Genomic DNA, 24,890 nt, shown 5'->3' on the forward strand with positions numbered 1-24,890 from the left:
GCCGTGAGGAGGAAGCGGGAGCGGGCGAGGCGGTGGAGGTCGTCCGCCAGGGGTGTGAGGTGCCAGAGCTCGCCGAGGTGCACGCCGAGCTTGAACAGGCAGTGGTGGTGCAGCGGCAGCGCGGGTGCCGGAGGGTCGGCCGGGCGCGCCGGCAGGTTCTCGACGGCGTAGTTGTCGGCGATCAGCGCGCTCAGCCCGGTGTCGGTGATCCACCGCAGGAGCCGCTCGTCGCGCCCGTCCAGTGCAGCGCACGCGCCGTGCAGGACGTCCGGGTCGGGATCACCGCCCATCTCGACGAGCCGCTGCGCGAAACCCGTGTGCAGGCACACCAGGTCGCCCTCCTCGACCTCGACCCCGTCGGCGGCCATGATCTCGGCGAGGGTGTCGTAGCCGACGATCGTGCGTTCCTCGCCGAGGTGCCTGCGCAGGTCGATGAGCACGCCCCGGCCCTGCGCCCCGGTGCGCGCGAGGTTGTCGATGCCCAGCGCTCCGCCGCTGGAGGTGGTGCGCTCGTGCAGGCCGCCGAACCCCGAGTCGTCCAGGTGGGACGGCCCGACGACGTCCTCACCGGCGCGGAACCCGTTGTAGAACACCGGTTCCGCGACTTCGTCGCCGTCGGCGTCGAACAGCGCCCCGGCGTGGGCGAAGGAGTCCCACTGCGTCGAGTACTGCAGGTGCAGCACGGCGAGGTCGTCGCAGAGCACGTCGGTGGCGCCCTCGACCTTGTGGCGCAGCTCGTAGTTGAAGTTGATCTCTCCGAAGCGCCGGGTGGGGCGCAGGACCGGCGGGAACCGGTTGGGGTTCAACCCGTTCCCGCCGGGCAGGGTCAGCGGCAGGCTCAACGCGTGGGTGATGCCCTCGCGCACCTCGGCCACCGCGGCCCGGACCCGCTGCGGGGTCAGCAGGTTCATCCGGCCCAGCGCGTCGCCGGGGCCGAAGTCACCCCAGTTGGACCCTTCCGGCCGCCGGATCCAGCGTGCTCTGGTCACCTTCGCCTCCCGGGTTGTCGCGTTCGTCATGACTGGGCCGGCGCAGCAGCAACAGCATGCAGCCCAGCGTGAGCAGCACCTGGAACAGCGCGTAGGCGATGACGACGTTGATCGAGCCCGACGCGCTGAGCAGGAACTGTCCCACCACCGGGGTCGTTCCGCCGAGCAGCGTGCCGCAGAGCTGGTAGCACAGCGAGAGTCCGGTGTAGCGCACCTCGGCCGGGAAGCGGCCGGCGAGGATCCCGGCCATCGCCGCGTAGTACAGGCAGTGCGGCACGGTGGCGACCGCGACGCCGACCATGGCCAGCCAGTAGTTCTCGGTGCCGATGAGCACGAACATCAGCGGCAGCAGCACGACTTCCGGGAGCAGCATGAACGTCACCGCGCGCGACAGGCTGCGCATCTTGGTGGCGATCACGGCCCCGAAGGGCTGCACGAGGATTTGCGCGATGTTGGCGACGAGGATGATCGTCAGGAAGTCGGTCTTGGCGAACCCGAGGTCGCTGGTGGCCCAGGCGAGCGCGAACGTCGACTTGAAGTAGGTGGCCGACAGGCCGATGGTGCAGGCTCCGATGCCCAGCGCGAGCAGTCCCGGGTGCGAGCGGACGACCTCCCACACCGGCAGCTTCGAGGTCTTCTTGGCCTGGATGAGCCGTTCCATCGCCGGGGATTCGGTGACGCGGAGCCGGATGAACAGGCCCACCACGACCAGTGCGGCCGAGGCCAGGAACGGGATGCGCCAGCCCCAGGTGAGCATGTCGGGTTCGGGCAGCTTGCTGATCAGCAGGAAGCAGACGGTGCTGAGCGTGTTGCCGACCGGCGAGCCCTGCTGCGCGAAGGCGCCGTAGAGGATGGACTTGCCCCTGGGCGCGTGCTCGGAGGCGATGAGCACCGAGCCGCCCCACTCGCCGCCGAGCCCGATGCCCTGCACCATCCGGATGCACACCAGCAGGATCGGCGCCCACACTCCGATCTCGGCGTAGCCGGGCAGCAGTCCGATGGCGGTGGTCGCGATGCCCATCATCAGCAAGGTGATGACCAGGGTCTTCTTGCGGCCCAACCGGTCTCCGACGTGGCCGAAGATGATGCCGCCGAGCGGGCGGGCGAGGAAGCCGACCCAGAACGTCGCGAAGGCGACCAGCGTGCCCAGGGCACCGTCGAGCTCGGGGAAGAAGACCTTGTCGAAGACCAGCGCGGAGGCCGTGCCGTAGATGTAGAAGTCGAACCATTCGATGGTGGAGCCGATGAAGGCCCCCACCCCGGCACGGTTCGCCGTGCGCGCGCTGCTCATCAGTTCTCCCTTGAACCGGACTTGATCGCAGCAACGGTGGCAGGCCGAACGCGGAGGCGTCCAATACGAATTCAACGTCCCGCTCAGACGTCGTTCAGATCAATCGGGAGTCGGCAGGGCGGTTTCGGCGATGTCGAGGACGGTGTGCAGCGCGGCGTTGGTGTTGTCCTCGCGCCAGGCCAGCGCGGCCCGCAAGCGGGTCGGTTGGCCCGCGAGCTCGCGGTAGACCAGACCGGTCTGCTGGATGTGCTGGCAGGAGGTCAGCGTCAGCGTGACGCCGACACCGGCCGCCACCAGGGCGAGGATCGTGTAGGAGTCGGGCGCCTCCTGCACCACGCGCGGGGTGAATCCGCCTGCCACGCACGCCTTGACCAGCGCGTCGCGCAGCGTGGACCCGGCGTTGGAGGGGAAGCTGACGAAGGGTTCGTCGGCGAGTTCGGCGATCGGGACGCGGTCCAGCTCGGCCAGCCGGTGGTCGGTGGGCAGCGCGCAGATGAGCTCTTCGACCTCGATGACGCGAGTGTTCACGCCGGGCTGGTTGACCGGCATCCGGACGAATCCGAGGTCCAGCGTCCCGTCGGCGACCTTGGCCAGGGCGACGTCGGCGTAGGTCTGCCCGCGCATCACCAGTTCCAGGCCCGGGTGGGCGGCGCGCACCGCCCGGGTGAGCACCGGCAGCGCCTCGTGGCTGGAGGCACCGGCGAACCCGACGGTGACCCGCCCGCGCTCGCCTCGCCCGGCGGCGCGGGCCGCGCCGACGGCGATGTCGACGTCGTCGAGGACGGTGCGCGCGGGTTCGAGGAAGGACTCCCCCGCGTTGGTCAGCCGCACCGACCGCGTGTTGCGCTCGAACAGCCGCACGCCGAGCTCCTTCTCCAGCTGCCTGATCTGCTGGCTCAGCGGCGGCTGGGCCATCTGCAGGCGCTTGGCGGCGCGGCCGAAGTGCAGCTCCTCGGCGACCGCCACGAAGGCGGTCAGGTAGCGCAGCTCCACACCCATCCCCGATCTATTCGACTCAGCTCTGGATCTGACACTAATTCGGTATTGGACCTGTCTCAATCCGGGGTGGCAGGCTGATGCGCAGGCGAACCGCGCACTCCCTGGGGGCATCGATGTCGCAGGTCGGAAAGTCGGACAAGACCACGTCGATGCGGGACGCCATCGCCGAGTTCGTCACCGACGGCGCCACGGTGTCGCTGGAGGGCTTCACGCACCTGATCCCGACAGCAGCCGGGCACGAGATCATCCGGCAGGGCCGCCGGGACCTGACCATCGCGCGGATGACCGCCGACGTCGTCACCGACCAGCTCATCGCGGGTGACTGCGTGAGCAGGCTGATCTCCTCGTTCGTCGGCAACTCCACGGCCGGTTCGCTCGGCGAGCTGCGGCGGCGGGTCGAGGCGGGCGCGCTGGCCTTCGAGGAGTACAGCCACTACGGCATGATCTGCCGCTACCTGGCCGGCGCCCAGCGGCTGCCGTTCTTCCCGCTGCGCTCCTACGCGGGCAGCGACGTCCCCGGCATCAACCCGGGCATCCGCAAGGTCACCTCGCCGTATCCCGCTCCCGGCGGCGGCGAGGAGCAGATCTACGTGGTGCCGCCGCTGAACCCGGACGTGACGATCGTGCAGGCGCAGCGCGCGGACCGCTCCGGCAACACCCAGATCTGGGGTCTGACGGGCATCCAGGCCGAGGCGGTCTACGCCGCGCGCAAGGCGATCGTGGTGGTCGAGGAGGTGGTGGCCGACGAGGTCGTCCGCTCCGACCCGAACCGCACGGTGATCCCCGCGCACGCGGTGGACGCGGTGGTGGAGTGCCCGCGCGGCGCGCACCCGGCGTTCGTGCAGGGCTACTACGACCGCGACGGCGAGTTCTACCGCGAGTGGTCGCGGATCAGCGGTGATCCCGACCGGTTGCGGGCGTGGCTGGACGAGTGGGTGCTCGGCACGGCCGACCACTCCGAGTACGTCGCCAAGCTCGGCGAGCAGCGCTGGTCGGGCTTGGCCGTGGGCGAGGCGTGGAGCGAGCCGGTCAACTACGGCCGCAGGCTTTGAGGAGGATCATGTCCATCACGTCGTCGGAGCTGCTGGCTTCGGTCGCGTCGCGCGAACTCGCCGGTGCGAATACGGTTTTCGCCGGGATCGGCCTGCCCACGCTGGCGGTGTCGCTGGCGCAGCGGACGGTGGCGCCGGACGTGGAGATCGTCTACGAGTCCGGTGTCTGCGGCGCCCATCCCGACCAGCTGCCGGAGACGATCGCCGACGCGGTGCTGATCACCGGTTCGGAGGCCGTGCTGCCGATGACCGCGCTGTTCGGCTACGTGCTGCAGGGCGGGCGGATCGACGTCGGCTTCCTGGGGGCCGCGCAGATCGACCGCTTCGGCAACCTCAACTCCTCGGTGATCGGCGACTGGCACTCCCCCGCGGTCCGGCTGCCCGGTTCGGGCGGGGCCATGGAGGTCATGGCCAACTCCGGCGAGGTCTTCGTGGTGATGCGACGCCACGACCCCCGCTCGTTCACCGCCGAACTCGACTTCTGCACCTCCCCGGGCCCGGATCGCGCGCTGGCCGACGGGATCCGCCCGCGCGGCAAGGGCGTCACCCGGGTCATCACCGACCTCGGGATCCTCGCGCGCGACGGGGCCGGTGAGGAGCTCCGCCTCGTGGCCACCCACCCGGGCGTCACGGCCGAGCAGGTCCGCGAGGCCACCGGCTGGGACCTCCAGGTCGCCGACGACCTCAGCACCATCACCCCGCCCACCGAGGCCGAGCTCGACACGCTCCGGCACGAGGTGGACCCGGCCCGCGTCTACCTCCGCTGAGCCTTCCGGCATGTTTGGATGACCGGGACACCTCGAAGGTCGACGAGGAGGTTTCGGTGTTGGAGGAGTTTCTGCGGGACTGGCGACCGGAGGCCGTGGTCGAGCACGACTCGATGGCGCACGAGCAGTCGCGAGCGCTGGCCAACGTCCTGGAGGTACCGACGCCGGTCGAGGAGCTGCCGCCGCTGTGGCACTGGGTGCACTTCCTGTCCTGGCCGCCGCACTCCGAGCTGGGACCCGACGGCCACCCGCTCAACGGCGATTTCCTGCCACCGGTGCCCGACCGGCGCCGGATGTTCGCGGGCGGGCGGCTGACGATCGACGAGCCCCTGCGGCTGGGCACCCCCGCCGAGCGGACCACCGAACTGGGCGGTGTCACGGTCAAGCAGGGCCGTTCGGGCGAGATGGCGTTCGTGACCGAGCGCCGCGAGTTCCGCCAGGACGGACGGCTGCGGATCACCGAGGAGGCGGACTACGTCTACCGCAGCGGTGAGGCCGACACCAAGAGCCCGGACCGGTTGCGGCCCACCGACTTCCCGCCCTCCGACGCGCCGTGGCAGCGGAGGTTCGTCGGTGAGCCGACGCGGTTGTTCCGGTTCAGCGCGCTGACGGCCAACACCCACCGCATCCACTACGACGAGCCCTACTGCCGCGAGGTCGAGGCCTATCCGGGGCTGGTGGTGCACGGACCGCTGCTGGTGCTGCTCATGACCGAGCTCGCCCGCGAGCACGGGAGCCTCGCCGCGGTGTCCTACCGGCTGCGCCGCCCGGTGTTCTCCGGTGATCCGGTGCTGGTGTGCGGCGACGAGGACGGGGCGATGTCGGTGCGCTCCGATCAGGTCTCCGCCGAGGCGTCGGTGACGTTCTCCGAGCGCCGGTAACATCGGGGCCGACCACGAGTTCGCAGGTCGGAGCACCTCCGGCCACGGGAGGAGCCGGATGCCGACCGAGCGCTGGGTGCCGACGACCGCGCATTGGGGCGCCTACCAGGCGACGGCCGATGCCGACGGCGGTGTCCGGGTCCGCCCGCACCCCGACGACCCGGCCCCGTCGCCGCTGCTGGGCAACGTGCCGGGCGTCGCGCGGCACGACACGCGGGTGATGCGCCCGGCGATCCGGCGCGGCTGGCTCACCGGTGGGCCGGGGCCGTCCTCGCAGCGCGCCCGGGACGAGTTCGTCGAGGTCGACTGGGACACCGCGCTGGACCTGGTCGCCGCGCAGCTGGACCGGGTGCGGGTCGAGTCGGGCAACGAGGCGATCTTCGGCGGTTCCTACGGCTGGGGCAGCGCCGGGCGGTTCCACCACGCGCAGTCGCAGCTGCACCGGTTCCTCAACACCATCGGCGGCTACACCTCCTCCCGGAACAACTACAGCTTCGGGACCTCGCAGGTCCTGCTGCCGCACGTGGTGGGCAGCTCGGCCGCGGTCCTCGGCTACGCCGACAGCTGGGCGACGGTGCGCGAGCACACCGACCTCATCGTGGCCTTCGGCGGGCTGCCGACGAAGAACCTGTCGGTCTCGCCGGGCGGCGTCACCCGGCACACCAGCGCCGCCGCGGCGGCCGATCCCGGGGTCGCCGTGGCCTCGATCAGCCCGCTGACCGCCGACGTTCCCGCGGGCGGGCGCTGGTACTCGATCGAGCCCGGCACGGACGTGGCGATGCAGCTCGCCCTGGCGCAGGTCTTGCTCGCCGAAGACCTGCACGACACCGACTTCCTCTCCCGCTGCTGCACCGGGTTCGACGTCTTCGCCGGCTACCTGCGGGGCGAGACCGACGGCGTGCCGAAGACTCCGGAGTGGGCGGCCCCGATCTGCGGGATCGCGGCCGGCGACATCCGCGAGCTGGCCCGCCGGATGGCCTCCGGGCGGACGCTGGTGACGGTCACCTGGTCGTTGCAGCGCGCCCGGGGCGGCGAGCAGCCGGTGTGGGCGGGCATCGCGCTCGCGGCGATGCTGGGTCAGATCGGCTTGCCCGGCGGCGGTTTCGGGCACGGCTACGGTTCGATGGCCGACGTCGGCGACGAGGGGCCGGTGCTGTGGCTGCCGACGCTGCCGCAGGGTCCCAACCCGGTCAGCACGTTCATCCCGGTCGCGCGCATCGCCGACATGCTGCTCAACCCGGGCGCGCAGTACGACTACAACGGGCAGCGACTGGCCTACCCCGACATCAGGCTGGTGCACTGGGCGGGCGGCAACCCGTTCCACCACCACCAGGACCTCAACCGGCTGCGTCGCGCGTTCGCCCGTCCCGAGACCGTGGTGGTGCACGAGACGCACTGGACCGCCACCGCCCGGCACGCCGACGTCGTGCTCCCGGCGACCACGACGCTGGAACGCGAAGACCTCGGCGCCGGGCGCCGCGACACCCACCTCACCGCGATGCACCGCGTCCTGGACCCGGTCGGCGAGGCGCGCGACGACTTCAGCATCCTCAGCGGGCTCGCGGAACGGCTCGGGGCGCGGCAGCGCTTCACCGAGGGGCGCAGCGCCCGGGGCTGGCTGGAGCACCTCTACGACAAGTGGCGGGACCAGCTGCGCGCCCAGGGCCACGAGCTCCCGGACTTCGACACCTTCTGGGCCGACGGTGAGCTGCGGCTCCCCGCGATGCCCGAGAACCCGCCGCTGGTGCGGTTCCGCGAGGATCCCGAGGGAGACCCGCTGCACACGCCGAGCGGACGCATCGAGCTGCACTCGGCGAAGGTCGAGTCGTTCGGCTACGAGGACTGCCCGGGCCACCCGGTCTGGCTTCCGCAGGAGCGTCGCGGCCCGCTGCACCTGATCGCCAACCAGCCACCGACCCGGTTGCACGGGCAGGGCGACGTCGGCGCGGTCAGCCGCGAGTCCAAGGTGGCCAGCCGCGAACCGATCACGCTGCACCCCGACGACGCCGCCGCGCGCGGCATCACCGAGGGCTCGGTGGTGCGGGTGTTCAACGACCGGGGCTCGTGCCTGGCGGGTGCCCGCATCAGCGACCGGGTGCGGCCCGGTGTCGCGGTGCTGCCCACCGGCGCGTGGTTCGATCCGCAGCCGGATCCGCAGCACCCGGGCCAGGAGCTGTGCGCGCACGGCAACCCCAACGTCCTCACCGAGGACGTCCCCGCCTCGCGCCTGTCGCAGGGGTGCGCCGGTCAGCGCACCCACGTCGACGTCGAGCCCTTCACCGGTCCGCTGCCCGAGGTCACCGCCCACACCCCACCGCCGCTGCACCGGGCCTGAACGAGGGTCAGCCCAGCAGCGCCGTGACCGTGACGAGGACCGGGACCGACAGGATCGTGGAGAGCAGGATCGACTCCCGGGCCAGCCGGACGCCGACGTTGTAGCGCGAGGCGTAGACGAACAGGTTCTGCGCGGCGGGCAGCGCGGAGATGACCACCGCCGCGAACAGCGGGGCGCCTTCCATGCCGAACAGCCCCGCGCCGATCGCCCAGGCGATGACCGGGTGCGCGAACGACTTCAACCCGACCGACACCAGCACCGGCCACCGCTCGGCTCCGCCCGCCGGGAGCTGCGAGCCGCGCAGCGACACGCCGAAGGCGAGCAGCACCGCGGGCACCGAGAGGTGCCCGAGCAGCGTCAGCGGTTCGGAGACCGGCCCGGGGATGCGCCAGCCCAGCAGGGACAGCGAGACGCCCAGCAGCGAGCAGATCACGATCGGGTTCTTGAACGGCGCCAGCAGCCGCGACCAGGCCGAGGTCTTCTCCTCGGCCTGCGCGAAGTCGATGACGGTCAGCCCGATCGGCGTCATCACCAGCAGCTGGAACAGCATCACCGGAGCGACCAGCGTCGCGTCGCCGAGGACGTAGACCGCCACGGGGATGCCCAGGTTACCTGCGTTGACGTAGCTGGAGCACAGCGCGCCGATGGTGGTGCGCCGGATGTTCCAGCGCCGCCACAGCGCCACCAGCACGAACAGCGCCGCCGCCGCGAACGTGCTCAGCGCCGTGACCAGCAGCGGAGCGGAGAACAGGACGCGCACGTCGGACTCGGAGAGCATCTGCAGCAGCAGCGCCGGGGTTCCGACGTAGAAGGAGATCTTGGCGAGCACGTCGCGGCCGTTGTCGCCGAGCACCTCGGTCCGCCCCAGCACGTAACCGACCAGAACGATGGCGCCGATGACGCCGAAGCCCTGGATTACACCCGACACGACGCCTCCACCCCCGGCACGCGGTCCACTGTGGAGGCGCGCGAAGCCATTGCGGTTCCTCAACGCGGTTTTCGGCGCTCACCGCGGCGTCATCGCCCGGGCGCCGACCCGTTAGCGATCCTAATCGATCACCACCGGTGGTGCGCTGTCCGAATGGCCACTCTCACACCACGACGCGGTGCGGGCCGTCAGCTCTCGTTGCCGGTGATCGCCGGTTCCACAGGGCGCAGGTCGGTCCGGCCGTCGGAGGTGGGCACCCGGCCGGGGAGCTTGACGGCGTCGGTGAGCGGGCCGGGGCTCCAGTCGCCCCAGTGCGTCTCGCTCCGCACCTGCATCGCCGCCTCGGCACCGACGGTGTCCGGGTTGTACGGGTCGACCACGTAGATCGCTCCCCAGTCCCGGTTCGGCGCTCCCCGCAGGTAGGCGGGCAGCTGCCGAACGCTGGCGCCGACGTTGAGCCAGCCGAACGGGCCGCCGCCGCCCGGGGCCGACCAGGTCTGCCCCATGTCGCGCATGATGCCGCCGCCCGCGATCCGGAAGCGCGGCATCTCGAACACGCCGTTGCGGATCTTCGCCGGTTGCAGGCACGGGTGCACCAGCGCGGCGGGCCACTCCACGAAGGTCGGCTGGCTGCCGATCAGGTTGGTCATCGTGGTCAGCACCGGTACGCGAGGGGCGCTGAACGCCAACCACCCGCCCTCGTCGTCGCGCTGGTCGGCCGCCACGATCCGCGCCTTCTGAGCTCCGGGGGCGTCGAAACGCACGTCCTGCCAGGCACCGCTGTTGAGCGAGAAGTCCCGGTGACCGCTGACCTCGAAACCGCCGGGGAGCTCACGACCCCACTCCACCCGCAGCGAGTTCCCACCGGTCGACGAGCCGGCGAACTGCAGCACCACGGGCGTGGTGCCCTCGGTGGCCTGCGGTGGGAGGTCGAACCACGGGGTGCGGATCTCGCCGGTGCCGGTCGCGTCGGCGTCGAAGGTCCCCCAGACCGGCGCGTCGTCACCGCCGTAGCCGAACGGCGGGGTGAACTGCGGGCTGCCGGGATAGCCGAAGCGGTGGAAGCCCTGCTGCTCGGCGCGCAGGTAGTCGGTCGGCTGCGCGGGATCGCTGGACGTGCGCGGCTGGTCGCCCGACGGGGCGAGCACTCCGCGGCGCGGGTCGGCTTCGACGTTGATGTAGTCCGACAGCCCGCAGCTGCTCCCGGCGATCTGCTTGACGTTGTCCGGACCCAGGCTGTAGCTGCCGCGCTGCTTCTCGATGCCGACGGCGAAAAGCCCGACCTCGCCGACCAGGCACAGCGCGCAGGTGATCGTCAGCGGCGCGGCACCCAGGCTCAGCACGCGCTTGCGCGCGGTCGGGGTCACCACCGGCGGCTCGCCGTGGCGGACGTGCTCGATGAAGGCGACGACCAGGGCGAGGAACCCGATGACCAGGAACGCGGTGCTGGCGTGCCGCCCGTCGAGGCTGGGCGCCTTGTCGAACCACGGCACGCCCCAGCCGGAGACGTACCACCAGGAGTTGGTGCCGGTCACCGAGTACGCGCACACCACCATCAACCCGGCGAAGAACCCGGCCCGGTTGCGGCGGGAGCGCAGGACGGCGGCGCTGGTGGCCAGCGCGGTCAGCGCCGCCAGCACCGCTCCGATGGCGGCGAACACGCCGAAGTGGTGGGTGTGCTTGGTCGGGGTGGCGGCCAGCACCACGAAGCACAGCACCGCGATGCCCAGCATCCGCCTGCTCGGGCCTACGGCGGCTCCGCGGATCTTGCCGCGGCGCAGGAACACCACACCGCTGGCGGCGATGCACAGCATCAGCAGCAGGACCGGGAAGCGGCGGGTCAGCGAGCCGTCCGGCCACTTGTCGAACAGCTTCTCGTAGCGGCCGAGCTCCTCGTACCAGGAGTCGTTGGGGCCGAACTCGGTCTTGAGCTCGACCGAGTCCAGCACCGACTGCAGCGTCTGGTCGAAGAACACCCCGACCAGGATCACCAGACCCGTCGCGGCGATCGGCGCCAGCACGGGCAGCGCGCCGATCTCCCGGATGCGCCGCCACAGCAGCCGGAGCAGCGGTTTGGCCGCGGCGAGGAACGGCAGCACCGCGACCATGCCGTGCGGGTTCGCGCCCAGCCCCAGGGCCGCGGCCAGCAGTCCCAGCGCCGCCGGGGTCAGCCGCTCGGTGGCCACGGCGCGTTCCACGGCGCACACCGAGAGCAGGAAGAACAGCACCACGACCGGCTCGGGCCGAAGACCGTTGTTGTAGGGCAGCCAGAACGCGAGGAAGACCGCGGCGGCGGCCCATCCAGCGGATTCGCTGCGCCGGACCTGCTGGCCGAGCCTCGGCAGCACGCCGCGGCTGAGCAGCAGCCAACTGACGACGCCGAGGAACAGCGCGGGCAACCGCACCCACGGGGTGGCCGCGGAGATGTGCACCCACAGCGCGTAGATCTCGTAGAACCAGCCGAAGGGCGATTCGGGGTTGCCGAACCAGCGGAAGTAGTTGGTGACGTAACCGGCGTCGGGGGCGGCGCGCAGCATCGTCAGGATGTAGCCGTCGTCGGCGGTCATGGCGCCGATGAGCCACCAGACCGCGAGAGCGGCGAACACGACGACGTCGCGCACTCCCAGCCGCCACCAGCCCACCGGCAACCGCCGCACGGGTGCGCGGATCTCCAACTTGCGCAGCGCGAGCAGGGAACCGATGAAGCACAGCACGGCCAGCACCATCGCCGTGGTCTTCAGCGCCGTCGGAGTCGTGGCGAAGCGGGTGTCGACCCCGGCCTGGAAGTCCAGTCCGCGCACGTCGTCGCGCTGGTCGTCCAGCTGCGAGTAGATCCCGGTGAGCTGCGGCCGCTGGTCGCCGCCGGCGGAACCCAGCGGCACGCCCGCGATGTCGGCGCGGGTCTCCCCCGCGTCGGAGTTGACGGTGATGGCGCAGTCCCCTGCCGGCAGGGCCGCCGAGCCGATCTGGTGACCGCGCGAGAAGGAGCTGACCTGACCGTTGTCGATCTGCAGGTTCATGCCGGTCAGGCCGCCGTAGGCACCCGACGGCGCGTTGGTGGCCAGCAGCTCGCCCGCACCGTTGATCCGCTCGTCGAGGCTGCGGGCCGCGGCGCACGGCACGGTGGCGTTGAGCCAGAGGGGTTCGTGGGTGAGCAGCGGGGCCGACACCGAACGGGTGCCCTCGGCCGTGGGCCACTTCAGGGTGGTGACGTCGTGGTTCACCGGGAGAAGCGGTACCGCGACCGCCAGCAGCGCTGACAGCAAACCGAGTACCGCGGCCACGATGCGCGCGCCTCGCCGCGCCGGGTCGCGACGCGTGAACCGCGTCGAACGCTGACTCACGCGCTCGCCACCTAACCTCGCAGGACTGCTCCTCGCAGAGCTTAAACGGTGACGACGGTCCGCTTACCCCTGGCGGGTGAAGAACCGGGAGCCTGCGTGGTCAGGCGAGCGTCGAGGGCGCATCCTCGTCACCCGGCTTCCGCCGCGGACCGACGAGCGGACCGGCCACCGTGGAACGAGCGGGAGGATCAGGCCGCGAGGGCCGGTTCCACATCACCGGTCATCGGGTTGCGCCGGGCGTCGAACAGGTATCCGACCCAGAACCCGATGACTCCGGCACCAACGACGGCCAACGTTCCGACAGCACGCACCATGGGAGGTTTCCTCTTCTCGGCGGCGCCCGATCCACTGGACCCGACTACCTGCTTCTCATGGGGAAATGCTCAACCCGTCGGGTGGCAGCGCCGTTGCACAAACGATAACCGGCCGTTAAATGACCGACCACGCCACCCCTCGGATACCTCCGATCACGTTCAGTCATCCCGCCGACCCGCTAACGGAGTAGTCGGCGCCCTTCGGGGCGTGCGACGAAGGGCCTTGGTGAGCTGCCCGCATGCGGGAGATCCGGTCTCGGGACCAGACGGCCACCCGGCCGAAGCCGTCTCCCCTCATGCGGACATTTCGCAACCGGTTAACCGATGTCACCCTCTTGGGAAAGCATTGCGAAAAGCGCTCGGAATTCACGTTCCGCTCAGAACCGTTATGCGTGATGCAACGGGGTCACATGTTGATCTGCGCCAATCCGCGTTCGTCCCGAGTCACCTCGGGCCACGGTTTGCGAGCTTCGGCGAGGATCTTCGCGACCACGTCGGTGATCTCGCCCGCGGACTCGGCCATCGCGGTCACGTCGCCGGCGTGCGCGGCAGGATCCAGCCCCGCGCGGCGCAGGAGCGGGCCGACGTCGCGCAGGGCCCGCGCCATCCAGGCGATGGGGTCGGCTGACAGCTCGGCGTCGAAGACGCGCTCGCCGGGTTCGCCATCGGACATCTCCGGGTGCCAGTGCATCCGGTCGGCCGCGTGCGGCCGCGACTCCAGCAGGTCGAAGCGGCAGATGCCGCGGCTGAGCCACGCCGCTCTGGAGGAGTAGATCGAGCCGGCCTCGGCGGACTCCGACAGGCCGCGCAGCTCGAGGCGAACGCCCCGTTCGCGCACGTCGGGTTCATCGGCGAGCGCCGGGTCGGCGAAGTCGACGCCTTCCACGGTCACCGCGAGCTTCTCGAAGCAGTAGATCCGGTACACACTCGAAGACAAGCACAGCGCCGCCCGTGGCGACAAGGCCGACCACCTACCACGAGCAATGTCCACTGTGGATTTCCTAGATCCCGGTACGCCCCGCCGTGTCGGTGCGAACGCCGCTCGCACCGGCTTCTAGGCTGCCGGGGTGAGCACTCCCGAGGAATTCACCCGGTTGCCGATCCCCGCCGACACCACCGAGCTCAGCAGCGGTCCGCCGCTGCACGACGCGTGCGCGCCGCTGCGGGAGCTGGTCGGCGCGTGGCGCGGCGAGGGCGAGGTGGACTACCCGACCATCGACGGCCCGTTCCGCTTCGGCCAGCAGGTGACGATCTCCCACGACGGACGCCCCTTCCTGCGGCACCAGGCGCAGGCGTGGCTGCTCGACGCCGAAGGGCAGGTGCTGCGCCCGGCCGCCTGGGAGACCGGCTGGTGGCGCCCCGGCGCCGAGGGACGGATGGAACTGCTGCTGACGCACGCCACGGGCCTGCTCGAACTGTTCTACGGCAGCGCGCAACCGGGGCTCTGGACGCTGGAGACGGAGACCGTGCTGGCGACGGCCACCGCCAAGGACGTGCGGGCCGCGCAACGCTCCTACGCGCTGCGCGGGGACGTCCTGGACTACGCCGAGAGCCGGGCGATGGTCGGCGAGCCGATGACCCCGCACGTCTCCGCGACCCTGCACCGGGTGCGCTCCGGCGGTTGAGACCACTCGGGTTGAACGGCAAGAAGCCCCGCACTCGTTTCCGAGGTGCGGGGCTTCTTGTCTGCGGGCCGTGTGACCGGCTCTCTGAAGTGGAACGGCTACCTCAATCGGCAGTTCGTTCCGGTATTACGTGAGACGCCGTGTTCAGATGACGCGGACGTCGGCCGCCTGCGGGCCCTTCGGGCCCTGGCTGACCTCGTAGCTCACCTTCTGGTCCTCATCAAGGCTGCGGAAGCCGCGGGCGTCGATGGCCGAGTAGTGGACGAAAACGTCCGGGCCACCGTCGTCCGGGGCGATGAAGCCGAAGCCCTTTTCCGAGTTGAACCACTTCACGGTTCCCTGTGCCATGCTTGCTCTCTCCTTCTGGGAGCCGGTACTACATCAGACCGTCACACTGCGTGACGGCCTGGGCCGCGGATCGAACGGCGACTTGTCCAGCTACAACCAGAAAGCAGCACGCTCGCATCACCATCCTGCGAGTGTGCGCGAACACGACCCCAGAAAAATACGACCGCCAGGAACACTACACGGTCCCTCGTGGACACGTCTGCCTCTATCGCCCGGCCGTGTCGTGACCGGCGTCACATTTTTCTCGGTAGGCCGAGCGCGTGCGGGAACGCTGTTCCGGGAAGAAGAGGATCTTGTCCCCGCCCTCCTGTTCGAGGTGAAATCCATTCACAATCGAATGAGGAGAACCATGTCCAGCACGTTGCTCACCGGCCGGGACTTCAAGCTCGGCCTCTTCTCCCCCAACTGCTCCGGCGGTCTCGCCATCACCAACGTCGCCGACAGGTGGGGTGCGAGCTGGGCCGACAACCTCCGGCTCGCCCGCCTCGCCGACGACTCCGGGATCGACTTCATCCTGCCCATCGCCAGATTCATCGGCTATCCGGGCAGATCCGGCTTCCACGAGAGCGTTCTGGAGCCCATCCCCTGGGCCGCGGGACTGCTCGCCGCCACCCGGCGGATCACCGTGTTCGCCACCGTCCACACCGCCTTCAACCACCCGGTGGTCAGCGCTAAGCAGCTCGCCACGCTCGACCACATCGGTGAAGGCCGGGCCGGGCTCAACGTGGTCGCCGGCTGGAACGAGCCCGAATACCGGGCGATGGGCCTGGAACTGCCCGAATCCCACGACGACCGCTACGCGCTCGCGCAGGAGTGGTGGGACCACGTCCGAGCCCTGTGGACCCGGGAGGGCCGGTTCGACCTGTCCGGCAGGTTCTTCGACCTCGAAGGAGTCGGCGCCACGCCCAAGCCGGTCAACGGCACGCTGCCGCTGATCAACGCCGGGTCCAGCCCGCAGGGCCGCGCCTTCGCCGCGCGCAACGCCGATTTCGTCTTCACCGCGCTCAGCGACCCCGGCCACGGTTCCGAAGTGGTCACCGAGCTGCGGCGGGACGCGCGCACCCGGCACGGCCGCGACGTCGGGGTGATGGCGCCGGCCTTCGTGGTCTGCCGCAAGACCCGCGCCGAAGCCGAGGAGTTCCTGCACCACTACGCCGAGGAGAACGCCGACTGGGACGCCGTCGAGGAGCTGATGCGGCTGCAGGGCATGTACGCCCAGTCCTTCGCCAACGACATCATGGACACGCTGCGCACCCGCTTCGCCGCCGGGCACGGGACCTGCCCGCTGATCGGCGCTCCGCAGGAGGTCGCCGACGAGATCGAGCGCTACGCCCAGGCGGGCCTTTCGGGCATGACGCTGGCGTTCCTGGACTACGTCGGCGAACTCGAGGACTTCGTCGCCGAAGTGCTGCCGCGCCTGGAGGCCAAGGGGATCCGGCTCCCGCTCGCCGAGCGGAGCTGAGAGCGGAAGCCGCCGATTGGAATTCCGCTACTCGAACCGCGAAGGGTCTCCCGCGCCGACTCGCACCACCTCGGGCTCGTCGGTGGAGAAGTCGACGACCGTGGTGGGTTCGACACCGCAGTCACCGGAGTCGATGACCGCGTCCAGGACGTGGTCCAGCTCGTCCTTGATCTGCCAGCCCTGCGTCATCGGCTCCTCCTCCCCCGGCATGAGCAGGGTGCTCGACAGCATCGGCTCACCCAGCTCGGCCAGCAGGGCCTGGGCGGCGACGTGGTTGGGGATGCGCACGCCGACGGTCTTCTTCTTGGGGTGCAGCAACCGGCGCGGGACTTCCTTCGTGGCGGGGAGGATGAACGTGTAGCTGCCGGGCGTGGACGCCTTGATCGCGCGGAACACCGCGTTGTTGATGATCACGAACTGGCCGAGCTGCGCGAAGTTCTGGCACACCAGCGTGAAGTGGTGCCGGTCGTCGAGCTGGCGGATGGTGCGGATCCGGTCCATGCCGTCCTTGTTGCCCAGCTGGGCGCCGAGGGCGAAGCAGGAATCCGTCGGGTAGGCGATGAGTCCGTTGTCCCGGAGGATGTCCACCACCTGCCCGATCGAGCGCGGCTGCGGGTTGTCCGGATGAACGTCGAAGTACTTCGCCATGCGGACCAGCATAGGAGCCGTGCCACGGTTGCCAAGCGCAACCGAACTCGGCGGGTCGATCTGTAGACATCCCCCGTTCGCCCGCGCATCCTGTTGCCCCGGGAAGTGACCTCGGTTACAACCCGCCGGAGCACAACGGGCCGAAAGGGCGAAGAATGAGCCGGGCGACGCGGCCTGATCACGAGGAAATCCCCGACGACACCACCGATCCCGGCGAGATCGCCGCGACCCACGACGAGGAGAAACCGGCCCGCCGGCTCTCCCACCGACCGGAACTGCTGGTCTACCTGACGGCCCTGGCGGTGGCGCTGCTGGTGCTCCGGCAGGTGTTCTTCCCGCTGACCAAGGGGAACCAGTTCTACCTGGTCATCTTCCTCGGATGCACGCTGCCGCTGGTGTTCCTGTCCTACCGCCCCGGCGGCAGGCGCGGTTCCGGCGAGCGCGACGACCCCGGCTGGTACGACTGGGTCCTGTCCGCGCTCGCGCTGCTGGTGGGCTTCTACCCGGTGCTGCCGTTCGGCTCGGGCGGTTTCGACGCGTTCCTCGACCGGCAGGGCAGCCTGTCCGGTCTGGACGTCCTCGCGGGATCGCTGCTGCTGCTGTTGGTGCTGGAGGCGACCCGGCGCACCACCGGCTGGATCCTGCCGGTGATCTGCGCTGCCTTCGTCGGTTTCGCCTACTACGGCGGTTTCCTCCCGCAGCACTGGGGAATCGCGCACGCCGGGGTCGACTTCAGCCAGATCGTCAACGCGCTCTACAACGACGCCAGCGGGTTCTACGGCACTCCCCTCGACGTCGCGGCCTCCTACATCGTGCTGTTCACCCTCTACGGGGCGGTGCTGTCGGCCTCGGGCGCCGGGCAGTTCTTCGTGGACTTCTCCTTCGCGGCCTTCAAGCGCTCCCGCACCGCTCCCGGCCGCACCGCTGTGCTGTCGGGTTTCCTGCTCGGCACCGTGTCCGGGTCGGGCACGGCGACGGCGGTGAGCCTGGGATCGATCACCTGGCCGATCCTGCGCCGCGCCGGATACCCGCAGGAGAACGCCGGTGGTCTGCTCGCGGCCTCGGGCATCGGGGCGATCCTGTCGCCTCCGACGCTGGGCGCGGCGGCGTTCATCATCGCCGAGTACCTCCAGACCTCCTACCTGACAGTGCTGATCTGGGCGTGCGTGCCCACGCTGCTGTACTACCTGGGCATCGTGTTCTCGGTGGAGGCCGACGCGCGGCGGTTCGGCGCACGGGCCGTGGACACCGAGCACGGCAGCGCGTGGCGGATCCTGCTGCGCGGCGGGTACCACTTCCTGTCGCTGGCGATCATCGTGGTGTTCCTGGCGATGAACATCCCGCCGTTCGCCGCCGTCGTCTACGCCACCGGTGTGGCGGCGCTGTTCGCCCTGGTCTCGAACCTGGTGCGCGCCACCGGCGGTCCCGGCCGGGCGGTGCTGGACTGGGCGCGGAGCATGGTCGACGCGCTGTCGCTCGGGGTGCGAGGGGCGCTGCCGGTGGTGGCGGTGTGCGCAGCCGCCGGGATCATCACCTCGACGATCACCAAGACCGGCCTCGGCCAGGAGCTCGCCGACGCGCTGGTGCAGGCGGCGAACGCGCTCTCGTCCGACCCGACCGTGATCCTGGTGCTCACGGTGGCGTTCTCGGCGCTGGCCGTGGGGGTGCTGGGCCTGGCGGTGCCGGTGACGGCGTCGTTCATCATCGCCTGGGTGGTCATCGGCCCGGCGCTCGGCGCGCTCGGGGTGGCCGACGCCGAGCGGGCGATGTTCATCTTCTACTACGCCGTGCTGTCCGAGGTCACGCCGCCGACGGCGCTGGCGGCGGTGGCCGCCGCGGCCATCACCGGCGGCCGGGTGATCAGCACGATGATGCAGGCCTGGAAGTACACGCTGCCCGCGTTCCTGGTGCCGATCGCGTTCGTGCTCACCGACAACGGCGCGGCGCTGCTGCTGCAGGCCGATGCGGTGACCGTGCTGTGGGTGCTGGCGGTGTCGGTCGTGGCGGTGGGCGCGTTGAGCGTGGTCACCGGCGGCTGGTTGTTCGGCCCGGTGCCCACCCCGGTGCGGGTGCTGTTCGCGCCGGGCGCGCTGTGCCTGCTCTACCTCGAACCCCCGGTGATCGCCGTGGGGCTCGGCTTCTGCGTGCTGGGCCTGCTCGCCCAGCTGGTGTTGCGCCGCAAGGCGAAGTTCAAGGAGGAGCTCGATGCGGATTAAGGCATTGCTGGCGACCGCGGCCGCGGCGGCGCTGGTGCTCACCGGCTGCGGCGGCAAGCAGGTCCAGGAAGCACCCACCGGGCAGGCGGCGTCCTGCGAGGCCGGTGACGGCCGGCTGACCATCGCCACCGGCAACACCGGCGGCGTGTACTACGTGCTCGGCGGTGGCCTGGCGCAGGTGATCAGCCAGAACACCAAGCTGCGCGCCACGGCCGCCGAGACCGGCGCCTCGGTGCAGAACATCCAGCAGCTGGTGGCCGGAGACTACGACATCGCCTTCACCCTGGCCGACACCGCCGCCGACGCGGTCGCGGGCAAGGGTGCCTTCGACGGCCGGCAGCAGTCGATCCAGGCGCTGAGCAGGATCTACCCGAACTCCACGCACGTGGTGGTCAAGGCGGATTCGGGCATCAACAGCGTCGCGGACATGCGCGGCAAGCGGATCTCGACGGGGTCGCCGAAGTCGGGCACCGAGGTGATCGCCAACCGGCTGCTGGAGTCCGCGGGCCTGAACCCGGGCGCCGACGTCCAGGCGCAGCGGTTGGCGCTGGGCAAGTCGGTGGACGGCATGAAGTCGGGCACGATCGACGGGCTGTTCTGGTCGGGCGGGCTGCCGACGCCGGAGATCACCGATCTGACCACGACGCTGGGCGGTGCGGTGAAGTTCATCGACATCACGCCGCTGCTACCGGAGCTGAACAAGATCAGCCCGGTCTACGAGCAGGGCACCATCCCGGCGGCGACCTACGGCCTTCCGGCGGACGTGCCCACCGTCGAGGTGCCGAACCTGCTGGTGGTGCGGGACGACTTCGCGGCCAACAACGCCTGCGCGGTGACCAAGCTGCTGTTCGACCGCAAGGCGGACCTGGAGGCCGTGCACCCCTCCGCCAAGCAGATCAACCGCGATCAGGCGACCAAGAGCGACCCGGTGCCGCTGCACCCGGGCGCGAAGCAGGCCCTGGGCGGCTGAGCGCAGCGGGTGGGGGAAGCCGAGCCCAATCCTCCACCCGCGCAACTCACTTGCAGGTCGCGAGCATCTCCGTCAGCGCCTTCTTCTCGGCGTCGGTGACGGAGAGGTCGTAGCTCTTCTTCACCGTGATCCAGTCCGTGGCGTAGACGCACCACTGGCCCTGGGCGGTGGGCTTCCAGGTCGACGGGTCCTGGTCGCCCTTGCTGCGGTTGGAGCTGGAGTCCACCGCGACCAGCTGCGGCAGGCTCATGTCGTTGGCGAACTGCTGGCGCTTGGCGTCGTCCCACTTGCTGGCGCCGCTGCGCCAGGCGTTGGCCAGCGGAACCATGTGGTCGATGTCCACGCCCTTGGCCTGCGCGACCTTCTCGCCGGTGTAGAGGCTCGTCCACGAGCCTGAGGTGACCTCGCACGCCGAGTTGGCCTTGACGCTTTGGCCGTCGCGGGCCAGCACCGCTTCGCGGGTGTTGCAGTTCTTCCCGGCGTCCGGTTGCGGGATCCAGTGCTTGAACTTCTCCCGCGAGTACCCGGTCATCGAGCCGGCCGGAGCGACCGCGAGCTGCGCGAGCTGGTCGCTCGCGGGACCGGTCGCCGCGCTGACCTTCGAATCGAGCAGCCCGGATTCGAAGACGAGCCACATCGCGCCCAGCAGCACCGCCGCCACGACCGACATCCAGACAGGTTTCTTGCTAGCCGACACCCGACTCCCCCTTCTCGGCGAGGTGTTCGACCAATTCGATCATCCGGGGTGTCCAGCGATCACTCCACCACGTGGGCTCTGTGTCCCAGCTAACGATCACCCGTCAGGCCCAGCGCCGGCTGCCGCGGCACGTAGCGCGGCGTGTACCGCAGCAGCAGCCCGGCGCCGAGGAATCCGAGGAGTCCCATTCCGGCACCGGCGATCCCGACGCCGGCCAGCGCGGTGAGACCGGAGACGACCAGCGGTCCGACGGCCTGGCCGAAGTCGCCGGTGAAGCGCCAGGCGCCGAGGAACGGCGCCGGCCCGGGGTGCGGGGCGAGGTCGGCGCCGAGGGTCATCAGGATGCCGCTGCTGGTGCCGTTGGCCAGCGCGAGCAGGACCGCCACCGCCGCGAAGGTGGGCACGTCGGTGACCACGAACAGCAGCGCGTGCCCGATGGCCAGGCCGGTCATCGACGGCACCGCCGCCCACAGCCGTCCCCAGCGGTCCATGATCTGCCCGGAGGAGTAGGACAGCGCGAAGTCGACGCCGCCCGCGATGCCGATGACCAGGGCCGTGGTCGATGGCGGGAGCCCGGCTGCGACGGCCACGAGCGGCAGCATCACGTTGCGGGAGGCGCGCAGCCCGCCGAGCAACGCGGCGCAGGAGCCCATCCGCAGCAGCACGCCGCGGTGGCGGTTCATGGTGGGCAGCAGGCCGTGGTGGGCTTCGCGCCTGCCGGGATCGTCGGCGCCGGTGAGGTTGCCGGTGAACAGCAGGAGCACGAGCGTGGCAACGGCGAAGCCGACGTGGATGAGGAACACCGACCGCTTCTCGGGGCTGATCACCAGCACCAGCGAGGACACGAAGGGGCCGATGAAGTAGCCGGCGCGGAACAGCCCGCCGAGCACGCTCAGCGCCCGGGCCCGGTAGCGCAGCGGAACGCTGGTGGTGATGAACGCGTGCCTGGCCAGCGCGAACACCGCCGTGGACAGCCCGACGAGGAAGACGCCGGCGCCGAGCAGCCACGGGTTGGTGGAGAAGTAGCAGCCGAGGAGTCCGGCGATCGACACCAGCGAGGCGAGGATCATCGCGGTGCGTTCGCCGAGCCGGTGCACGAGCGCACCGCTGGGCAGGTCGCCGACGAGCTCACCGACCATGATCATGGCCGCGATCAGGCCGAGCGCGCCGAGTCCGGCGCCCTGGTCGGCGGCGACCAGCGGGATCATCGGCAGGATCGCGCCCTCGCCGGTGGCGAAGAGCAGGGTGGGGCCGAAGGCCGCGAGGGCAACGGTTCTCAGCTCGAAGGGCTGCTCTTTCTCGGTCACTCTCCGTTGACACCTCGCCGCGACATTGGCTCGACCACTTGCTCCGCGATCAGCCTTGCACGTCGGAGACCAGGCCTGGAACAACCGGAAGCCCCGAAACCCCTTCGCGCAGCGTGAAGTTCATTACGCCGGGGTGGACAAAAGGCACAGTCCTCGCCTTGACCGCCTCCAGCCGCGCCCGCACGATGAGTTGGCCCATCCCCTCAACGGCGAGGTGACGATGTCCGCACAGCCCGGCCAAGGCATGACGCTCAGCGACCAGCTCGCGCGCCACGCCCGCAAGATCCCCGACGAGATCGCGCTGCGGCACGGCGAGATCTCCCGCAGCTACGCCGAGTTCGACGACCGGGTCACGCGGCTGGCCAACGCGCTGCGCGACCGCGGGCTGGGCGCGGGCGACCGGTTCGCGGTCGCGACGCTCAACCACCTGGAGACCATCGAGGCGTTCGTGGCCGGTTCGCGCATCGGGGCGATCTGCGTGCCCGTCAACTTCCGGCTGGTGGCCGGCGAGATCGCCTACGCCCTCACCGACAGCGGAGCGAGCGCGGTGATCACCGACTCGTTCCTCGCCGAGACCGTGGCCGAGGCCCGCGAGCAGGCCCCTGGGACGCGGTTCGCGCTGGTCGTCGGCGGCGGCGACGCGGGTGCGGAGTCGGCGGACTTCGAGCGGGCGCTGGCTGCGGCCTCGTCCGAGCACGACGAGCTCGACGTGGACCTGCACTCCCCCGCGTTCATCATGTACACCTCCGGCACGACCGGACGCCCCAAGGGCGCGGTGCTGTCCCACTACAACCTGCTGATGCACACCTGCAGCCTGCTGATCCACAACGGGGTCTCCGAGGACGACAGGGTGTACCTGGTCGGGGTGCCGCTGTTCCACATCGCCGGGGTGTCGGGCCTGATGGGTCCGCTGCTGCGCGGCGGCCGGATCGTGCTGTCCTCCTCCGGGCGGTTCGATCCCCGCGAGACCGTGGAGATGCTCGCGCGGGAGCGGATCTCGGGCTGCTTCTTCGTGCCCGCCCAGTGGCAGGCGATCTGCTCGCTGCCCGACATCGCCGAGCACGACCTCTCGGCGTTGCGGCGGATCAGCTGGGGCGCGGCACCGGCGTCGACGACGCTGCTGCGGCAGATCATGGCGACGTTCCCGCAGGCGGAGCTGAGCACCGTGTTCGGGCAGACCGAGTGCAGCCCGGTGACCACGGCGCTGCGGGCCGAGGACGCGTTGCGCAAGATCGGTTCGGTGGGAACGCCGCTGCTCAACGTCGAGGTGCGCATCGTCGATGACGAGATGAACGACGTCGCCCCCGGCGAGGTCGGCGAGATCGTCTACAGGGGACCGACGGTGATGAGCGGCTACTGGAACAAGCCGGAGGAGACCGCGGAGGCCTTCCGCGGCGGCTGGTTCCACTCCGGTGACCTGGTGCGCCAGGACGCCGACGGCTACATCTACGTGGTGGACCGCAAGAAGGACATGATCATCTCGGGGGGCGAGAACATCTACTGCGCCGAGGTCGAGGAAGCGCTCTCGGGACATCCCAAGGTCGGCGAGGTGGCGCTGATCGGCGTCCCGGACCAGCGGTGGGGCGAGTCCCCGCTGGCGGTGATCGCTCCGCGCGATCCCGCCGATCCGCCGACCGACGAGGACATCGAGAGCTGGTGCCGCGCCCGTCTGGCGGGTTACAAGCGGCCCAGGCAGATCCGCGTCGTCGAGCAGCTGCCCCGCAACCCCAGCGGCAAGGTCCTCAAGACGACGCTGCGCAGCCAGTACCGCGAGCAGTCCACCCCGCAGGGAGGCGGCACCCCGTGAGCGAGAAGCCCAATCCGTTCGACCTGACCGGGCACGTTTCGCTGGTGACGGGTGGCAACTCCGGGATCGGCCTGGCGATGGCCGACGCGCTGGCGGCGGCCGGGGCGTCGGTGTGCGTCTGGGGCACCAACGCCGAGCGCAACGAGGCGGCGGCGCGGGAGCTCGAAGGGCACGGCGGGAAGGTGCTCGCCGTGCGCTGCGACGTCGGCGACGAGGAGGAGGTCGAGCAGGCGATGGCGCGGACGGTGGAGACCTTCGGGCGGCTGGACTCCTGCTTCGCCAACGCCGGGATCGGCGGCGTGGGAAGCCGTTTCGTCGACACCGAGCTCAGCGAGTTCCGGCGGGTCACGCGGGTGGACCTGGACGGGGCGTTCCTGACGCTGCGGGCGGCGGCGCGGCAGATGCTGGCGCAGGGCGAGGGCGGCAGCCTGGTGGGCACCTCCAGCCTGGCGGCCCGGCAGGGCCAGCCGCGCGGGCAGGCGTACGCGGCGAGCAAGGGCGCGTTGGTGTCGATGATCAATTCGATCGCGATCGAGCTGGCCCGCCACGGCATCCGCGCCAACGCGGTGCTGCCGGGCTGGGTGAGCACTCCGCTGGCCGATCCGATGCTCGACTCGGAGGCCTTCCACCGCAAGGTGCTGCCGAGGGTTCCGGCCGGTCGCTGGGGCGAGCCGGGCGACTTCGGTTCGCTGGCGGTGTACCTGGCCAGTCCCGCCAGCGCCTACCACACCGCCGACGCGCTCACCGTCGACGGCGGCTACGTGAACTTCTAGCCCGCGGAGCTGCTCACCCCTCCGGCGAACGACCTCCGGGATTGCACCCGATCGCGCACCTATGCAACCCGTTGCATTGCAACTCGGTGCATAGTAACTTCGACGTTCGCCGGAGTGTTTTGATTTTCAGAAGGGCA

The 24,890-nt window shown here is 70.4% G+C and carries 21 protein-coding genes; 10 read left to right on the top strand and 11 right to left on the bottom strand.

Annotated elements, in window-relative coordinates:
* The 3 genes from E1181_RS22780 to E1181_RS22790 all read right to left on the bottom strand — a co-directional run.
* Positions 1-989: cyclase family protein (locus tag E1181_RS22780; RefSeq protein ID WP_207922264.1), on the bottom strand; the 989-nt coding region annotated here is incomplete at its 3' end.
* The gene (locus tag E1181_RS22785) at positions 940-2,280 is read right to left on the bottom strand and encodes an MFS transporter (protein WP_132677696.1); all 1,341 of its coding nucleotides are present in this window, start codon (positions 2,278-2,280) and stop codon (positions 940-942) included. The genes E1181_RS22785 and E1181_RS22780, both read right to left, overlap by 50 nt.
* Positions 2,281-2,379: 99 nt before the next feature.
* The gene (locus E1181_RS22790) at positions 2,380-3,273 is read right to left on the bottom strand and encodes a LysR family transcriptional regulator (protein WP_132677739.1); all 894 of its coding nucleotides are present in this window, start codon (positions 3,271-3,273) and stop codon (positions 2,380-2,382) included.
* Between the two features lie 119 nt (positions 3,274-3,392).
* Here E1181_RS22790 and E1181_RS22795 point away from each other — a divergent pair, with 119 nt between their 5' ends.
* Genes E1181_RS22795 through E1181_RS22810 form a run of 4 tightly spaced genes read left to right on the top strand, consistent with a single transcriptional unit; the run spans position 3,393 to position 8,314 of the window.
* Positions 3,393-4,331, top strand: coding sequence for a CoA transferase subunit A (locus tag E1181_RS22795; RefSeq protein ID WP_132677697.1), 939 nt, complete (start codon positions 3,393-3,395; stop codon positions 4,329-4,331).
* 8 nt (positions 4,332-4,339) lie between these two features.
* Positions 4,340-5,098, top strand: a complete 759-nt coding sequence (locus tag E1181_RS22800; protein ID WP_132677698.1) for a CoA-transferase subunit beta — start codon at positions 4,340-4,342, stop codon at positions 5,096-5,098.
* Positions 5,099-5,154: 56 nt separating this feature from the next.
* A complete protein-coding gene (locus E1181_RS22805; protein WP_235876965.1) occupies positions 5,155-5,979 on the top strand; it encodes a hypothetical protein in 825 nt (274 codons plus the stop codon).
* Between the two features lie 58 nt (positions 5,980-6,037).
* Positions 6,038-8,314, top strand: coding sequence for a molybdopterin-dependent oxidoreductase (locus tag E1181_RS22810; protein ID WP_132677699.1), 2,277 nt, complete (start codon positions 6,038-6,040; stop codon positions 8,312-8,314).
* A gap of 7 nt (positions 8,315-8,321) precedes the next feature.
* On the opposite strand, the gene E1181_RS22815 is transcribed toward E1181_RS22810, so the two are convergent.
* From E1181_RS22815 to E1181_RS22825, 4 genes are all read right to left on the bottom strand, one after another.
* Positions 8,322-9,242 carry an AEC family transporter gene (locus tag E1181_RS22815; RefSeq protein ID WP_132677700.1) on the bottom strand — a complete coding sequence of 307 codons (921 nt, stop codon included), beginning with the start codon at positions 9,240-9,242 and terminating at the stop codon, positions 8,322-8,324.
* A 188-nt stretch (positions 9,243-9,430) separates the two neighbouring features.
* Positions 9,431-12,586, bottom strand: a complete 3,156-nt coding sequence (locus E1181_RS22820) for an arabinosyltransferase domain-containing protein (protein WP_132677701.1) — start codon at positions 12,584-12,586, stop codon at positions 9,431-9,433.
* Positions 12,587-12,774: 188 nt separating this feature from the next.
* Positions 12,775-12,900, bottom strand: a complete 126-nt coding sequence (locus E1181_RS32615; protein WP_268952363.1) for a hypothetical protein — start codon at positions 12,898-12,900, stop codon at positions 12,775-12,777.
* Between the two features lie 406 nt (positions 12,901-13,306).
* The gene (locus tag E1181_RS22825; protein WP_132677702.1) at positions 13,307-13,837 is read right to left on the bottom strand and encodes a hypothetical protein; all 531 of its coding nucleotides are present in this window, start codon (positions 13,835-13,837) and stop codon (positions 13,307-13,309) included.
* Between the two features lie 130 nt (positions 13,838-13,967).
* Between E1181_RS22825 and E1181_RS22830 the strand changes: the two genes are divergently transcribed.
* Positions 13,968-14,525, top strand: coding sequence for an FABP family protein (locus E1181_RS22830; RefSeq protein WP_132677703.1), 558 nt, complete (start codon positions 13,968-13,970; stop codon positions 14,523-14,525).
* A 144-nt stretch (positions 14,526-14,669) separates the two neighbouring features.
* Here E1181_RS22830 and E1181_RS22835 read toward each other — a convergent pair whose 3' ends face one another.
* The gene (locus E1181_RS22835; protein WP_125088080.1) at positions 14,670-14,873 is read right to left on the bottom strand and encodes a cold-shock protein; all 204 of its coding nucleotides are present in this window, start codon (positions 14,871-14,873) and stop codon (positions 14,670-14,672) included.
* Positions 14,874-15,222: 349 nt separating this feature from the next.
* Between E1181_RS22835 and E1181_RS22840 the strand changes: the two genes are divergently transcribed.
* Complete coding sequence (locus E1181_RS22840; RefSeq protein ID WP_132677704.1) at positions 15,223-16,335, top strand: LLM class flavin-dependent oxidoreductase; 1,113 nt, start codon at positions 15,223-15,225, stop codon at positions 16,333-16,335.
* A gap of 27 nt (positions 16,336-16,362) precedes the next feature.
* On the opposite strand, the gene E1181_RS22845 is transcribed toward E1181_RS22840, so the two are convergent.
* The gene (locus tag E1181_RS22845) at positions 16,363-16,983 is read right to left on the bottom strand and encodes an L-threonylcarbamoyladenylate synthase (protein ID WP_132677706.1); all 621 of its coding nucleotides are present in this window, start codon (positions 16,981-16,983) and stop codon (positions 16,363-16,365) included.
* 155 nt (positions 16,984-17,138) lie between these two features.
* Between E1181_RS22845 and E1181_RS22850 the strand changes: the two genes are divergently transcribed.
* Both E1181_RS22850 and E1181_RS22855 read left to right on the top strand, forming a co-directional pair.
* Positions 17,139-19,199 (top strand): TRAP transporter permease, encoded by a 2,061-nt coding sequence (locus E1181_RS22850; protein ID WP_132677708.1) that lies wholly within the window; start codon positions 17,139-17,141, stop codon positions 19,197-19,199.
* The gene (locus tag E1181_RS22855) at positions 19,189-20,169 is read left to right on the top strand and encodes a TAXI family TRAP transporter solute-binding subunit (RefSeq protein ID WP_132677709.1); all 981 of its coding nucleotides are present in this window, start codon (positions 19,189-19,191) and stop codon (positions 20,167-20,169) included. Before E1181_RS22850 ends, E1181_RS22855 begins: the two co-directional genes overlap by 11 nt.
* 46 nt (positions 20,170-20,215) lie before the next feature.
* Here the strand turns inward: E1181_RS22855 and E1181_RS22860 are convergent, their stop codons facing one another.
* Positions 20,216-20,839 (bottom strand): HNH endonuclease family protein, encoded by a 624-nt coding sequence (locus E1181_RS22860; RefSeq protein WP_132677711.1) that lies wholly within the window; start codon positions 20,837-20,839, stop codon positions 20,216-20,218.
* A 116-nt stretch (positions 20,840-20,955) separates the two neighbouring features.
* Positions 20,956-22,173, bottom strand: coding sequence for an MFS transporter (locus tag E1181_RS22865; RefSeq protein ID WP_132677713.1), 1,218 nt, complete (start codon positions 22,171-22,173; stop codon positions 20,956-20,958).
* 220 nt (positions 22,174-22,393) lie between these two features.
* Between E1181_RS22865 and E1181_RS22870 the strand changes: the two genes are divergently transcribed.
* The gene (locus tag E1181_RS22870; protein ID WP_235876966.1) at positions 22,394-23,980 is read left to right on the top strand and encodes a long-chain-fatty-acid--CoA ligase; all 1,587 of its coding nucleotides are present in this window, start codon (positions 22,394-22,396) and stop codon (positions 23,978-23,980) included.
* On the top strand, positions 23,977-24,753 hold the full coding sequence (locus E1181_RS22875) for an SDR family NAD(P)-dependent oxidoreductase (protein WP_235876967.1): 777 nt from the start codon (positions 23,977-23,979) through the stop codon (positions 24,751-24,753). Before E1181_RS22870 ends, E1181_RS22875 begins: the two co-directional genes overlap by 4 nt.
* The last annotated feature ends 137 nt before the right edge of the window (positions 24,754-24,890 follow it).

This window comes from Saccharopolyspora terrae, assembly GCF_004348435.1.
Lineage (GTDB): Bacteria > Actinomycetota > Actinomycetes > Mycobacteriales > Pseudonocardiaceae > Saccharopolyspora > Saccharopolyspora endophytica.

Bases quoted from the DNA above. Each gene is read 5' to 3' on its own strand.
- E1181_RS22850 (WP_132677708.1), top strand. From the start codon at position 17,139: ATGAGCCGGGCGACGCGGCCTGATCACGAGGAAATCCCCGACGACACC.
- E1181_RS22835 (WP_125088080.1), bottom strand. From the start codon at position 14,873: ATGGCACAGGGAACCGTGAAGTGGTTCAACTCGGAAAAGGGCTTCGGC.
- E1181_RS22795 (WP_132677697.1), top strand. From the start codon at position 3,393: ATGTCGCAGGTCGGAAAGTCGGACAAGACCACGTCGATGCGGGACGCC.
- E1181_RS22870 (WP_235876966.1), top strand. From the start codon at position 22,394: ATGTCCGCACAGCCCGGCCAAGGCATGACGCTCAGCGACCAGCTCGCG.
- E1181_RS22855 (WP_132677709.1), top strand. From the start codon at position 19,189: ATGCGGATTAAGGCATTGCTGGCGACCGCGGCCGCGGCGGCGCTGGTG.
- E1181_RS22840 (WP_132677704.1), top strand. From the start codon at position 15,223: ATGTCCAGCACGTTGCTCACCGGCCGGGACTTCAAGCTCGGCCTCTTC.
- E1181_RS22785 (WP_132677696.1), bottom strand. From the start codon at position 2,280: ATGAGCAGCGCGCGCACGGCGAACCGTGCCGGGGTGGGGGCCTTCATC.
- E1181_RS22800 (WP_132677698.1), top strand. From the start codon at position 4,340: ATGTCCATCACGTCGTCGGAGCTGCTGGCTTCGGTCGCGTCGCGCGAA.
- E1181_RS22810 (WP_132677699.1), top strand. From the start codon at position 6,038: ATGCCGACCGAGCGCTGGGTGCCGACGACCGCGCATTGGGGCGCCTAC.
- E1181_RS22860 (WP_132677711.1), bottom strand. From the start codon at position 20,839: ATGTCGGTCGTGGCGGCGGTGCTGCTGGGCGCGATGTGGCTCGTCTTC.
- E1181_RS32615 (WP_268952363.1), bottom strand. From the start codon at position 12,900: ATGGTGCGTGCTGTCGGAACGTTGGCCGTCGTTGGTGCCGGAGTCATC.
- E1181_RS22845 (WP_132677706.1), bottom strand. From the start codon at position 16,983: ATGGCGAAGTACTTCGACGTTCATCCGGACAACCCGCAGCCGCGCTCG.